16 protein-coding genes are annotated in these 13309 nt (G+C 35.7%); 13 read left to right on the top strand and 3 right to left on the bottom strand.

The genetic code is table 11. The annotated features are described in order from the left end of the window. Positions 1 to 36: 36 nt before the first annotated feature. Complete coding sequence (locus AC4BBX_RS05040) at positions 37 to 621, top strand: TetR/AcrR family transcriptional regulator (protein WP_490455354.1); 585 nt, start codon at positions 37 to 39, stop codon at positions 619 to 621. A gap of 39 nt (positions 622 to 660) precedes the next feature. On the opposite strand, the gene AC4BBX_RS05035 is transcribed toward AC4BBX_RS05040, so the two are convergent. Beyond that, positions 661 to 1101 (bottom strand): flavodoxin, encoded by a 441-nt coding sequence (locus AC4BBX_RS05035; RefSeq protein WP_490455766.1) that lies wholly within the window; start codon positions 1099 to 1101, stop codon positions 661 to 663. Positions 1102 to 1254: 153 nt separating this feature from the next. Here AC4BBX_RS05035 and map (AC4BBX_RS05030) point away from each other — a divergent pair, with 153 nt between their 5' ends. From map (AC4BBX_RS05030) to AC4BBX_RS04985, 10 genes are all read left to right on the top strand, one after another. Next, entirely contained in the window at positions 1255 to 2019 is a 765-nt protein-coding gene (gene map / locus AC4BBX_RS05030; RefSeq protein ID WP_490455353.1) for a type I methionyl aminopeptidase, read from the top strand. A gap of 18 nt (positions 2020 to 2037) precedes the next feature. Next, positions 2038 to 2802 (top strand): type I methionyl aminopeptidase, encoded by a 765-nt coding sequence (gene map, locus AC4BBX_RS05025; protein ID WP_490455352.1) that lies wholly within the window; start codon positions 2038 to 2040, stop codon positions 2800 to 2802. A gap of 103 nt (positions 2803 to 2905) precedes the next feature. Continuing rightward, positions 2906 to 3841, top strand: coding sequence for a YihY/virulence factor BrkB family protein (locus tag AC4BBX_RS05020; RefSeq protein WP_490455351.1), 936 nt, complete (start codon positions 2906 to 2908; stop codon positions 3839 to 3841). Then, complete coding sequence (locus AC4BBX_RS05015; protein WP_490455350.1) at positions 3841 to 4977, top strand: glycosyltransferase family 4 protein; 1137 nt, start codon at positions 3841 to 3843, stop codon at positions 4975 to 4977. Before AC4BBX_RS05020 ends, AC4BBX_RS05015 begins: the two co-directional genes overlap by 1 nt. A 173-nt stretch (positions 4978 to 5150) precedes the next feature. After that, positions 5151 to 6089, top strand: a complete 939-nt coding sequence (locus AC4BBX_RS05010) for an ABC transporter substrate-binding protein (RefSeq protein WP_490455349.1) — start codon at positions 5151 to 5153, stop codon at positions 6087 to 6089. After that, positions 6073 to 6834: an ABC transporter ATP-binding protein gene (locus AC4BBX_RS05005; RefSeq protein WP_490455348.1), complete on the top strand. Its 762-nt coding sequence runs from the start codon at positions 6073 to 6075 to the stop codon at positions 6832 to 6834. The genes AC4BBX_RS05010 and AC4BBX_RS05005 overlap by 17 nt, the downstream gene beginning before the upstream one ends. Continuing rightward, positions 6824 to 7561 carry an ABC transporter permease gene (locus AC4BBX_RS05000; protein WP_490455347.1) on the top strand — a complete coding sequence of 246 codons (738 nt, stop codon included), beginning with the start codon at positions 6824 to 6826 and terminating at the stop codon, positions 7559 to 7561. Before AC4BBX_RS05005 ends, AC4BBX_RS05000 begins: the two co-directional genes overlap by 11 nt. A 119-nt stretch (positions 7562 to 7680) precedes the next feature. Next, complete coding sequence (locus AC4BBX_RS04995) at positions 7681 to 8109, top strand: CopY/TcrY family copper transport repressor (protein ID WP_490455765.1); 429 nt, start codon at positions 7681 to 7683, stop codon at positions 8107 to 8109. A gap of 19 nt (positions 8110 to 8128) precedes the next feature. Next, positions 8129 to 8338: a copper chaperone CopZ gene (gene copZ, locus AC4BBX_RS04990; protein WP_490455346.1), complete on the top strand. Its 210-nt coding sequence runs from the start codon at positions 8129 to 8131 to the stop codon at positions 8336 to 8338. A gap of 172 nt (positions 8339 to 8510) precedes the next feature. After that, the gene (locus tag AC4BBX_RS04985; RefSeq protein ID WP_490455345.1) at positions 8511 to 9044 is read left to right on the top strand and encodes a type II toxin-antitoxin system Phd/YefM family antitoxin; all 534 of its coding nucleotides are present in this window, start codon (positions 8511 to 8513) and stop codon (positions 9042 to 9044) included. A 144-nt stretch (positions 9045 to 9188) separates the two neighbouring features. On the opposite strand, the gene AC4BBX_RS04980 is transcribed toward AC4BBX_RS04985, so the two are convergent. Further along, the gene (locus tag AC4BBX_RS04980) at positions 9189 to 9635 is read right to left on the bottom strand and encodes a GNAT family N-acetyltransferase (RefSeq protein ID WP_490455344.1); all 447 of its coding nucleotides are present in this window, start codon (positions 9633 to 9635) and stop codon (positions 9189 to 9191) included. Next, positions 9623 to 10342, bottom strand: a complete 720-nt coding sequence (locus AC4BBX_RS04975) for a DUF2087 domain-containing protein (protein WP_490455343.1) — start codon at positions 10340 to 10342, stop codon at positions 9623 to 9625. The genes AC4BBX_RS04980 and AC4BBX_RS04975 overlap by 13 nt, the downstream gene beginning before the upstream one ends. Positions 10343 to 10570: 228 nt before the next feature. On the opposite strand from AC4BBX_RS04975, the gene AC4BBX_RS04970 reads away from it, so the two are divergent. Then, complete coding sequence (locus AC4BBX_RS04970) at positions 10571 to 11737, top strand: pyridoxal phosphate-dependent aminotransferase (RefSeq protein WP_490455342.1); 1167 nt, start codon at positions 10571 to 10573, stop codon at positions 11735 to 11737. 367 nt (positions 11738 to 12104) lie between these two features. Then, complete coding sequence (locus tag AC4BBX_RS04965) at positions 12105 to 13010, top strand: phosphate ABC transporter substrate-binding protein PstS family protein (protein ID WP_490455341.1); 906 nt, start codon at positions 12105 to 12107, stop codon at positions 13008 to 13010. Positions 13011 to 13309: the final 299 nt, after the last annotated feature.

The following is a 13309-nucleotide window of genomic DNA, read 5'->3' as shown; positions in this document are numbered from 1 at the left end:
AAAGCGGTATATATTGAATATAAGGAGACCAGAAATATGGCTAGAAAAAAAACGATTACCAGAGATCAGATTTTAGACGCTGCGTATGATGTTGTCGCAAAAGAAGGTTTTTCCCATTTTACTGCCAGAAATATTGCAGCCAAAATGAAGTGTTCCACTCAACCAATTTATTTAGAATTTAAAAATATGGATGACTTAAAACATGTATTAGTGGAGAAAGTTATCGAAGAATTATCGAATAAACTATTACACAAAGAAATTACTGGAGACAAGCTTCTTGATTTAGGAATTAATAGTATTGAGTTTGCCAATAAAGAAAAACAGTTATATAAAGCTCTTTATTTAGAAGGGGCAGCAGATGTTTCAAAAATGAAAGAATATTCTTATGAATACTTTGTCGAAAATATCATCACTGATACAGAGTATGCTGAATTGTCAGAAGAACAAATTAAGTCAGTTTATTCAGGTTTTTGGATCTTGGTTTCAGGTTTATCAGCTTTAACTTCGTCAGGGATTTTGGAATTTAAACAAGAGGAAATCATTGAGTTACTCAAAGGCTCATTTGAAACAATGAAGAGTAGTCAACCATTAGATATGAGTTTTAAAACATTACCAAGATAAAAAAAGTCGTTTCAGAAGCAGTACTCCTGAAACGACTTTTTATATTTTTTCAACAATTGTTTTAGCAAAAGCTTCTAACTTTTGGATATCTTCTTCTTCGGCAGCTAAATCAACTTTTACAGAATCAGCACCTTTACTTGCACCTGTTTTTAAGAAGGCTTCCTCAAAATCATCTACGGCTTTACAGAAAAAGTCATAGAATGTATCGCCTGAACCACAAACGCCAAAGATTTTTCCTGAAAGATCTAATTCAAGTAAATCATCGTAAAAGTCCATAATTTCATCAGGTAAAGTACCTTCATCGTAGGTATAGGAAGCAACAATACAGATGTCAGCCTCCTCAAAATCAGTGGCATCAATTTGGGTACACTCTTCTATTTCAACTTCAATACCTAAATTTTCCATCGTTTCGGCAACGATATCGGCAATTTCTTCGGTATTACCAGTCATACTTGCATAAACAATTTTTGCTAAAGTCATGGATTTTCGAAACTCCTTCATCTATATTCTCAAATTTGATTATAACAAAATATATGAAATTAGGAAACAGTTCTTGGAAAGTGGACGGTATTTGGAAAAAAAAGCGTTCCTATGGTAAAATAGATAAGATTTCAATAGAGGAGATTAGTTACAATGATCACACTAAAATCACAAAGAGAAATAGATCAAATGGCGGAATCAGGTGCTTTATTAGCCGATGTCCATAAACAGTTACGAACATTTATTAAACCAGGGATTACTAGCTGGAATATTGAAGTGTTTGTCAGAAATTATATCGAAAGTCATGGAGGGTTAGCTGCTCAAATTGGTTTTGAAGGATATAAGTATGCGACTTGTTGCAGTATCAACGATGAAATCTGTCATGGTTTTCCACGTAAAAAAACTTTAAAAGAAGGCGATTTAATTAAGGTTGATATGTGTATTGATTTAAAAGGTGGCATTTCTGATTCATGTTGGACTTATTCTGTAGGAGAACCCACACCTGAAGTCAAAAAATTGATGGAAGTCACCAAAAAAGCCTTATATCTTGGGATTGAACAAGCCCAAGTAGGGAATCGAGTGGGAGATATTGGTCATGCGATTCAAAGCTATGTAGAAGCAGAAGGTTATGGCGTGGTGCGAGATTTTATTGCCCACGGAATTGGTCCTACCATTCATGAAGAACCATTCTTTGGACATTACGGTCCAGCGGGGAAAGGTGCACGCTTAAAAGAAGGAATGGTTATCACAATTGAACCGATGATTAATACCGGCACATGGAAAATGAAAATGGATCCCAATGGTTGGACAGCTTACACACTTGATGGTGGATTGAGTTGCCAATATGAACATAGTTTAGCGATTACTAAAGAAGGTCCACGTATCCTTACTTCACAAGGAGAAGAAGGTACTTACTAAAAGAGGAGATTTGATAAAATGATTACACTAAAATCACAAAGAGAAATAGATCAAATGGCAGAATCAGGTGCTTTATTAGCCGATGTTCATAAACAGTTACGAACATTTATTAAACCAGGGATTACTAGCTGGGATATTGAAGTGTTTGTCAGAGATTATATCGAAAGTCATGGGGGGGTAGCCGCTCAAATTGGTTTTGAAGGATATAAGTATGCGACTTGCTGTAGTATCAACGATGAAATCTGTCATGGTTTTCCACGTAAAAAAACTTTAAAAGAAGGCGATTTAATTAAGGTTGACATGTGTGTTGACTTAAAAGGTGCTATCTCTGACTCTTGTTGGACCTATTCTGTAGGAGAACCCACACCAGAAGTCAAAAAATTGATGGAGGTCACCAAAAAAGCCTTATATCTTGGAATTGAACAAGCCCAAGTAGGGAATCGAGTGGGAGATATTGGTCATGCGATTCAGACTTATGCTGAAGGTGAAGGTTTTGGCGTTGTTCGTGATTTTATCGGACATGGGATTGGACCAACGATCCATGAAAGTCCCTCTATTCCCCATTATGGTGAAGCAGGAAAAGGATTACGCTTAAAAGAAGGGATGGTTATCACGATTGAACCAATGATCAATACTGGCACATGGAAAATGAAAATGGATCCTAATGGTTGGACAGCTTACACACTTGATGGTGGATTGAGTTGCCAATATGAACATAGTTTAGCGATTACTAAAGAAGGCCCACGTATTCTTACTTCTCAAGGGGAAGAAGGCACTTATTAGACTGGGACGTACCCATTTCTACTCTGTTTATCAAGAACACATCAGAAATTTAAGCATATTAAAACAAAATCGCTAATTAAATGAATAGAGAAGGAGAAAAGCGATGAAACTATTACAGAAATTTCGAAAAAATGATGAGCTGATTCGATTTGTAAAAACAGTTCAAGCTCGAGTGACAGATTCTGATATGGGGGCAAGCTCTATTGTTGTCGCTTATTATTTACTTTTATCACTCTTTCCTCTGTTAATTGCAGTTGGAAATTTATTGCCTTTTCTACAAATCGATCCAAACTCAGTGCTTCCTTACATTCAAGAAGTGATTCCAGAGCCAGTTTATGACTTCTTAGGACCAGCTATTCAAGATTTGTTGACTCAAGGTTCTGGTGGACTTTTATCTATTTCAGCTGTCGCCACTTTATGGTCTGCAAGTCAGAGTATCAATGCTCTACAAAAAGCAATGAATAAAGCCTATGGCGTCGATGATCGAGGCAACTTTATTATTACTAGAATCTTTTCTGTTTTTGCGGTCGTTTTATTATTGTTAGCGATTGTGGGGGTCAATTTACTTGTGGGCTCTGGAAAAGTTATTTTAGAAGCGATTCAACCAATCTTCCAGTTTTCAGATTCGTTTATTTCCACATTCCAAACAGTCAAATGGCCAATTACCTTTATCACAATGATGGCAGCAATGAGTGTTATTTACTGGATTGTACCTAACGTTAAAGTTAAACTTCGCTCAGTTCTACCAGGAGCAGGTTTTGCGACAATCGGTTGGTTAATTCTCTCCCAAGCATTTGGATTATATGCCCAATATTTTGCTAATCGAGTAAGTGGCTATCAAATTATCGGGAGTTTTATGGTACTAATGCTGTGGTTAAACTTTGCTGCAACTATCATTATTTTAGGAAGTATCATTAATGCTGTGGTAGAAGAATTTGTTGGTGGAAAAGTAGTTGAGCGTTCAAATAGTATGGAAAAAATTCAAGAAAAGGTTAAAGAGCACTTTGGAAAAAGTGACGATGAAAGTGAGAATGAATAATGGGATTTACATTTCAATTTATTGTTCGGCTGTTCTTAACGACCATCTTTTCAATAATTTTAACCCCATTGATTAAGTTATTAGCTTTTAAAATAGGGGCTGTAGATAAACCAGGGGAACGTCGAATTAATACCAAGACAATGCCCACAGCAGGAGGATTGAGTATTTTTATTACTTTTTCAGTAGCTGTGTTGTGGGAATTTTGGGGAACGTATTCGATGAATCGTGTTTGGCCGATGCTTTTAGGGGCTTTGATTGTTGTTTTGACAGGTTTGATTGATGATGTTTATGAACTAACTCCTGGACAAAAAACAGTGGGTTTAACCCTAGCGGCATTGGTTATCTACTTTGTTGCGGATATCCGAATTAATACAATTTCAATTCCCTTAATGGGAGTGGTTCACTTAAACTGGTTAAGTCTTCCTGTTACTGTCATTTGGATCTTAGCAATAACCAATGCGGTAAATTTAATTGATGGCTTAGATGGCTTAGCATCAGGAATTTCTATGATTGCCCTTGTTACTATCGGTTTGATTAGTTATTTTTTCCTACCAGCAACAGGTGTGGCTTTATCTGTGATGATTTTTATTTTAGTTGCTGCGATTTTTGGTTTCTTTCCCTATAATTTTTATCCAGCGACTATTTTCTTGGGGGACACAGGAGCTTTATTTTTAGGTTTTATGATTTCTGTTTTTTCTTTACAAGGATTAAAAAATGCGACTTTTATTTCGGTAATCACACCAATGTTTATTTTAGGAGTTCCGATTACCGATACCATTTTTGCGATGATTCGTCGTCGCTTTAATAAACAACCGATCTCTTCGGCGGACAAGATGCACTTACACCATCGTCTGATTTCTTTAGGCTTTACCCATCGTGGGGCTGTATTGACCATTTATGCGATGGCAATGGTTTTTTCTTTTATTGCTTTACTGATGAATTATGCAAGTACCTCAGCGATTATTTTATTAGTGATTAGTACCGCTTTTGGTTTGGAGCTATTCATTGAATTAATTGGTCTGGTAGGAGTGAATCGTCAACCTTTAATGCAAGCTTTAAAATTCTTAGGAAATCGTCGTTATCGACAAGAAGTATTAAAACAACCATCCGATGAAGAGGAAGATTCGGAAGATTGAGAAAATATTATCAAATGAAACAAAAGTATTTCTAACTTTATTACTGGTATTTATAGCCATTAATCGAGAATAGGAATGCTTTTTTCTTATGCTTTTGGAAAAAAATGTTTTTGTTTGTGAAAAAAGTGGTAAAATAATAATGAATTAATTTTTGAAAAATGCGAGGGAAATCAATGAAAAAAAATGTCTTTATTTTATTAACTTTGTTTGTATTGGGTGGCTGTGGAGCTGCCACTGCTACACAGGAAGAATCTTCAACAGAAGAAGCGACAACAGTTAGCATCGGCGTGATGCCTTCCACTGACAATATGCCTTTAATCGTGGCTCATGAACAAGGCTTTGATGTGAAGCATGGCGTGTCTATTGAATTGGAGTCTTTTAAATCTGCTCGAGATCGAGATGCTGCTTTTCAAGCAGGTGCTGTCGATGGAATTAATGCCGATTTAGTGTCTTTTTCTACTTATTTAGAAGGCGGTATGGATATTCAAATTACGAGTTCAACCTACGGACAATTTGATTTAGTTGCGACAGCTGAAAATCAAACGATTAGTGATTTGCAAGGCAAAGATGTGATCATTCTTAAAAATCAAGGACCAGAATTTGCAGTGGATCAGTTACTAAGACAAGCAGGAATGACCGAAGCCGATGTCAATTTAGTCGAAGTTCCACAAGTTCCAAGTAGAGTGGAGTTATTACAAAACCAACAAGCTGCAGCAGCGATTTTACCAGAACCTTTCGTTACCATGACCAAAGCAGAAGGGATGAACAATCTAGGCTCTACTAGAGATGCAGGAATTAATTTATTTGTTTTGTGTTTTACAACAGAAGTCATCAACGAAAAAGCAGAAGCGCTACAAGGAATGTATGAAGCGTATAATGAAGCAGTCGCATGGATGAAAGAAAACGATAAAGAAGCTTACATCCAATTATTTATTGATGAAATCGGATTTCCAGAAGCATTAAAAGAGCAAATTGAAGTACCAGATTATCCTGAAGCAAATCAAGCGAAGAGAGAAGACATTGAAATGGCTTTTGACTGGGCAAGAGAAAAAGGAATTTTTACGTTGGATTTACAAGCTGAGGATGTTTTAAGCGATGTCTATTTCAAATAAAGCTTACGATTTAACCAATATTTCCTATCAAAAAAACAACCAACTAATTTTAGAGAAAATTTCCTGTCACTTAGAATCAGAAAAAATTTATGCAGTGATTGGTGCCTCAGGTGCTGGAAAAACAACTTTATTAAAGTTGTTGGCAGGATTAATAGAGCCTAGCCAAGGGAGCTTATTATTGGGTGAGGAGTCAGTGGACAAGTCAGTTGTTTCAATTGTTCCTCAAGACTATGGATTATTGCCTTGGCAAAAGGTAAAAAAAGCCGTTTTGGAAGCTAGAAAGATTAGTACCGGCAAAAAGCTAACAAAGAAAGATCAAGTTTTTGTAGAAAAATTGATTCAACGCATGGCATTGACTCCTTTGATAGCTAGCTATCCCAGTCAACTGAGTGGTGGACAAAAACAACGTGTGGCGATTGCTCGTAGTTTAGCTGTTCAAAGCGATGTTTTGTTAATGGATGAACCTTTTTCAGCCTTGGATGCATTTACCAGAGAAATTGCCCAACAATTATTTTTGGATTGCTGGGAACAGGTAAAACGTCTAACCATTTTTGTGACTCATGACATTGATGAAGCACTTTTGTTAGCCCATGAAGTAATTGTCTTATCTGCTAATCCTGGCAGAATTCAGACAATTATTTCCTCTCCATTTCAAGAAAAAAATGACTTGAAGTCCTATCGTCAATCTGAACATTTATTTAGTGCATCAATACAGGTCAGAGAGGTGATTGAGAATGAGAGTTAAAAAAATATTTGATGGAGTATTCGCAGTCATTGTATTAGTGAGTATCTGGTGGCTTGCAAGTGTTATTTTGCAAAAAAATTTGTTGCCTACTCCTTGGATCGTTCTTCAACGTCTTCCAGAGTTGATTTCTACTAGTATGCTTTGGCATTTAAAAGCCAGTTTTTATCGGGTAGTTTTGGGTTTGTTTTTTTCAATTCTTGGTGGTTTTACCTTGGGTTTAATGATAGGAAGTTTTCCTGATCAACCATTTTTCGATGCGATTGTCTATCTCATTTATCCCATACCCAAAATGGCTCTTCTTCCGATAGTGATGTTACTGGGAGGACTGGGAGATCGTTCAAAGATTTTGATGATTGTCTTAATTGTCTTACCCCAGATGACTATTTCGGTAAGAGATGCGATCAGAGAAATTCCTCATAATTATTATGATGTCTATCAATGTTTGCGAGCTAGTCGATGGCGTAAATTTTTTCATATTACTTTTCCAGCAACACTACCGGCAATTTTTAGTGGAACGAGAGTGTCTTTAGGAACGGCTATTTCTATTTTATTTTTTACAGAAAATTATGGTACCCAATATGGAATGGGCTATTTTATCATGGATGCTTGGACACGAATGGATTATCCAGGGATGTATGCGGGAATTTTAGTATTAAGTAGTTTTGGATTTCTACTATTTATAGGAATGGATACTTTCGCTAATTTGCTATTTAAATGGCAAAAATAAACTTTTTTTCTACTCTGACTTCTTTTATTTCTATTTCAAAAGCAAGAACTTTTGACAAGTTTGGATTACGGATGTAAACTATATGTAGTATGAAATAAGAGGTGATGTAGGTGACAACGATGGTTGAACCAATGAAAATTAGTGATTCAGAATGGGAAATTATGCGGGTTGTCTGGAATAAAGAGACTGTTGATGCAACGACAATTTATGAATTGTTAAGTGGATCAAAAGATTGGAAAATCGCTACCGTAAAAACGTTGTTGGGAAGATTGGTAAAAAAAGATATTCTACACACTGAAAAAGTAGGCAAAAAATTTATTTATTCTGCTAAAGTCGCAGAAGAGGAAGTAATTCTTAGTGCAAGTGCCAACCTTTTTTCGCATATTTGTGCAAAAAAAGCAGGAGAAACCTTGGTAAACTTGTTAGAAGAAGTTGAATTAACTGCTGAAGATATTGATAATTTGCAACAAGTCTTGGCTGATAAGCAAGCTGTACAGGAAATTAGTTGTAATTGTATTCCTGGTCAGTGTGCATGTAAACATGAATAAAAAGACGGAGGAAGATAGAATGAAACAAACATTTTCAATTCAAGGAATGAGCTGTGACCATTGTGCAGGTCGAGTAGAAAAAGCCGTGACGGAATTACCAGGAATTAAAAAGGTAAAAATTCATTTGAAAAAAAATAATGGCGTAGTAAAATTTGATGAATCAGAAGTGACATCAGAAGAAATTGCTAAAAAAATTACTGATACAGGTTATGAAGCGAGTATTATATAGTAGAAAGTATGAGGGAAAGCAAGTTTTCTCTCATATTTTTTGATTCTCATGAAATCTTAGAGAAAATTTATGATATAATAAAAAAGTCGAAACAAGATAGAGGTCTGCTTAAGATTATCTATTCGCGAGAAACGGATCGCTAAGATCTTAATAGAAACAAGGAGGAGAAGAGATGGAACTGAAAAAATTAGAAGTTCCCACAACTTCAATTACAGAAGTCAAAAAATCTCCCATGGACGTATTTAACCAAGCAAGAGAAGCAGGAACGGGTGTCTATGTATTCAATCGTGAAAAAGTAGCAGGTGTGATGATGACACAACAGCAATATGAAGACTTGCTACAAGAGTTAGATGAGTTACGAGCGCGTCCAAGCCAAAACGAACCAGAGGAACCTGAATATCCAACGGTTTCAGGATTGGAAGATTTTTCTCATACACTTCGGAATACGTTGATTACAGGAGCCAGCATTTCAGCTAAAAATTTAGATGAACGAATGGTAGCACTTGGATTCATCACTAAAAAAACCGGTTTTGGTGGAGTTGTAACTATGATTAACGAGTTAAAAGAAACTGGGAAAATTGTCTATCAATTACGCCGTAAACAAGATGGCAAGAGTGTGATTGCCGAAGTGATTGGCGAGACAGACAATCAAACGCAATTATTTGATAAATTGATTATTAAAAAAATATATTTAAGAGAAGTATAAGATGTTTTGATTCTTAATAGTTACATATCCAAGTAATAGGAGATTTCTTCTATTGCTTGGATATTTTTTGTTTAAAAAAGAATCTATATTTTCACTTTCTCCATATTCATCTGCTTTCCGTAAGAGGTAACAATCTCTTCAATCTTACGATAGGCCTTGCTTGTGCCACATTTTTTTAGCAGGTTGATTCTCAGTAAGCACCCCAAGAAAAATTCTTGAAAAACCTTCTTTCCAAATCATTTCTTCTATTAATGAATAAATATTTTGACCAAGACCTTGATGACGGACCAGACTATCTAGAACAAACAATCCCAAACAACAAGTCTTTTTGTCTGGATAATGATAGAGCAAGTCAACAAATCCTATCATTTTCTCATCTTGATAAATCGCCAGTATCTTTTTATTTTCTAAACGGATATTCGCAGGAATATCCAAGAAAAATTCGTCAACAATTTCTTCAATCGATGGGGATATTTGTTGATAATCTGTAAAATAATCTGTATTTGCCAAAACAAAATCATAGAGCAATTTAGTATCTTGAACTTGAGTTAATTCTTTTATTTTTAGGTTATACCTTTCTAATTCAGCCAATAGGTTTGTCCATCTTTCGTTCGTTTCATAAAGCCATATTCAATCAAGTAACGGCGAACGGTCACATAATCCGCTACAAATTGTTGCAAAATATCATTGACAGCTTTTTCTGAATAATTTTTCTTTGTTTCGAACTGTTGACTAAGTTTGGCTAAAACAACTAGTTTACGTTTTTCTTTGCTAGGTAATTGACTAAGTCGTCCATCTGGCGTGAAATAGGTTTCTAAAATTTTCTTACGCTCTATATCAGTGATTTGGTAACGATCATCAATCATAGTTGCTCCTTTGTGAGGAAGACTGCTCGTATTGACATTCAGTAATTCCATCGTGCTTAAAAACAGTCTAGCTTGTCGTTCTTTTTCTTTTAATTTAAAACGGTGATTACGAACTGTTGAAGAAGAGACTCCTAGTCTTTGGGCAATCACGGTATCACTCAATTGTTGGGCAAATAGCTGTAGAATCTCTTGTTGGGTGTCCGTGATACCAAGACTCTCTTTCGACTGATTAAGAAGGGCTTGCAAGGGTCCACCATGATTGTTCTTCAAATGTAGAGTCATTGCCTTTTTGGCAGTTATTAATTGTTCATCTACATTATAAATAGTTCCATCTTCAAAACTTTTTTCGCAATACAAGCAACGATACTGATCATTTTCTCTAATCCAACCTTGTTTGTATTCTATATTGGTATGAACATTTTCATTTTTCATCTAGGTGACTCCAAACGTTTTATTATTTTATCTATATAAAAACTAACATAAATTGTTATTGTTTGCAAATTACATTTGATCAAACAATTATCAGAATATTATGAGATTCACTCTCATCTTTTTCACACAAAAGTCATTTTTTATGGTAGGATATCTTTCATAGGATATTCAACTGACTGTTACAAACAATTACAGAGAAATCCACCAATAAATCAAGGGGTGTTATAAATGACTGATTTAACCAACCGTTTTAATAAACAAGTAGATAAAATTGCCGTTTCTTTAATTCGACAATTTGATGAAAGAGTTTCAAGTATTCCCAATATCTTAAAATTGACTTTAGGAGAACCTGATTTTAATACACCTGAGCATGTAAAGAAAGCTGGTATTGAAGCTATTGAAGGCAATTATAGCCATTATTCAGGAATGTCTGGTTTACCAGATGCCCGTCAAGCAGCTACGCAATTTTTGGAGAAAAAATATAATCTAAATTATGATTGGCAAACTGAAGTGATGATAACCATTGGTGGAACAGAAGCGATCTCTGCTAGTTTATTAGGAATTTTAGAAGCAGGGGATAAAGTGATTCTACCAGCGCCAATTTATCCAGGCTATGAGCCTGTAATTACCTTAGCAGGAGCAGAACCCGTTTATCTAGACACTAGTGACAATGGTTTTGTTCTGGCGCCTGAGGTTTTAGAAGAAGCCTTAGAAACACATGGCGAGCAAGTTAAGGCAGTCATTTTAAATTATCCAAGCAATCCAACAGGTGTTACTTATTCTAGAGATGAAGTAAAAGCTTTGGCAGAAGTGTTGAAAAAATACCCTGTGTTTGTGATTAGCGATGAAATTTATAGTGAATTAACTTATGATGAAAAGCATGTATCGATTGCTGAATATTTACGAGAGCAAACTATTTTAATCAATGGTTTATCTAAATCTCATGCTATGACAGGCTGGCGAATTGGTTTCATTTTTGCACCGCAAGAGTTGACCAAACAGATCATCAAAGTTCATCAATATTTAGTGACTGCAGCAACAACGATTTCACAAAAAGCAGCCGTTCAAGCTTTGGTTGAGGGAATCGATGATGCTCAAGTAATGAAAAAAGAGTATCTGATCCGTCGTGATTTTGTTTTTGATAAAATGACAGAACTAGGATTTGAAGTGGCAAAACCATCAGGTGCCTTTTATGTTTTTGCAAAAATTCCAGCACAATGTATTCAAGACTCAATGGAATTTTGTGTGGATTTAGCACAAAAAGAAGCCTTAGCAGTGATTCCAGGAATTGCCTTTGGTGATGCGGGAGAAGGATACATCCGAATTAGTTATGCGGCTAGTTTAGAAAGTCTAACAGAAGCAATGGCTCGTATGGAGCGTTATATAAAAAGATAAAAAAAACTGTGGCATAAGTCTTATTTTGACTTATGCCACAGTTTTTTACTTTCTAAGTATAAATCTCTTTGATAAAGGAAACAATTGTCATATTTTCTTGTAAAATAGTTTTTAGTTGCCAAGTCTTCACTATTGGAAATTCGCACAATAATTTTTATTCATGAAGCATAACAACTTTACGAAAACTTAACACAAATTGATGTAAATTTTACATAAACAACATTAGAGATTTACATTCTCTTGTTAGACTATGGTTGTGACAAAGAAGGGGATGTCAGTTTCACTCATGCCAGTGGAATTACATATGTGAAACATATGAAAATTTTTGTCCGAAAAATTATTTTTATTAATAAGGAGATTGTACAACATGAAAAAACTTACAGGATTACTTGTATTAGCAGGAGTATTATTAGCCGGATGTGGCGGCGGTAACAATGGAGGAACAGATGCAACTGGTTCTTCTGATGCAGCTACACCAGCACCATCAAATGAAACAGTAGAAATTCTTGCAGTAGGATCTACAGCTTTACAACCATTAGTTGATGCAGCAAGAGAAATGTTTGAAACAGATAATCCAAATTATCAAATTTCTGTCCAAGGTGGCGGTAGTGGTACTGGTTTAAGCCAAGTAGCAGCCGATGCAGTAGATATCGGTAACTCAGATGTATTTGCTGAAGAAAAAGACGGTGTAGATGCTTCTATTTTAGTCGATCATCTTGTAGCAGTTGTCGGAATGGCGCCAATTGTTAATAAAGATGCAGGCGTAACTGACATTACTAAAGATGAATTAATTGGCATCTTTACAGGTGAAATTACAAACTGGAGTGAAGTTGGCGGAGCTGATTTAGAAATTTCTGTTGTAAACCGTGCTTCTGGAAGTGGTACTCGTGCTACTTTTGAAAAATGGGGTCTTGATGGAGCGGAAACAATCCAAACTCAAGAACAAGATTCTTCAGGTACTGTACGTCAAATCGTTGCTCAAACACCAGGAACAATTAGCTACTTAGCATTGTCTTACTTAGACGATTCTATTCAAGCATTAGCAATTAATGGTGTTGAGCCGACTGCTGAAAACATTCAAACAAACGACTGGGAAATCTGGTCTTACGAGCATATGTATACAAATGGCGAACCAACTGCTGAAGTTCAAGCATTCTTAGACTTCATCTTAACAGACGATGTACAACAAAACGTAGTTGTTGAATTAGGTTACCTACCGATTACTGATATGCAAGTTGAGCGTAGCGTAGATGGAGATGTAACAAATTTATAATTGATAAAACGAGATGACATCTCTTTTTATAGCCGCACTAGGGAATTTCTTAGTGCGGCACCCCTAATTAAATGCCCTTTTATAAAAAAACCAACCGATGAGCCACGATTCATCGGTTGGTTTTTAATTTGTAGCCAAAATAAGAGAACATATCCACCCCAGCTTACACGATTCTTAAATTTTCGAAGTTTTGTTTGATTAAACTCATTCGCTATGTAAAAAAAGACTGTGACATAAGTAGTTTAACAGTAAAATATCCGAATAATAGAAGATTGCTCTTGTGGTCCAGTAGGTCCTCG

Source organism: Enterococcus sp. AMC1157, assembly GCF_058216555.1.
This window is presented reverse-complemented; position numbering and strand designations above follow the sequence as displayed.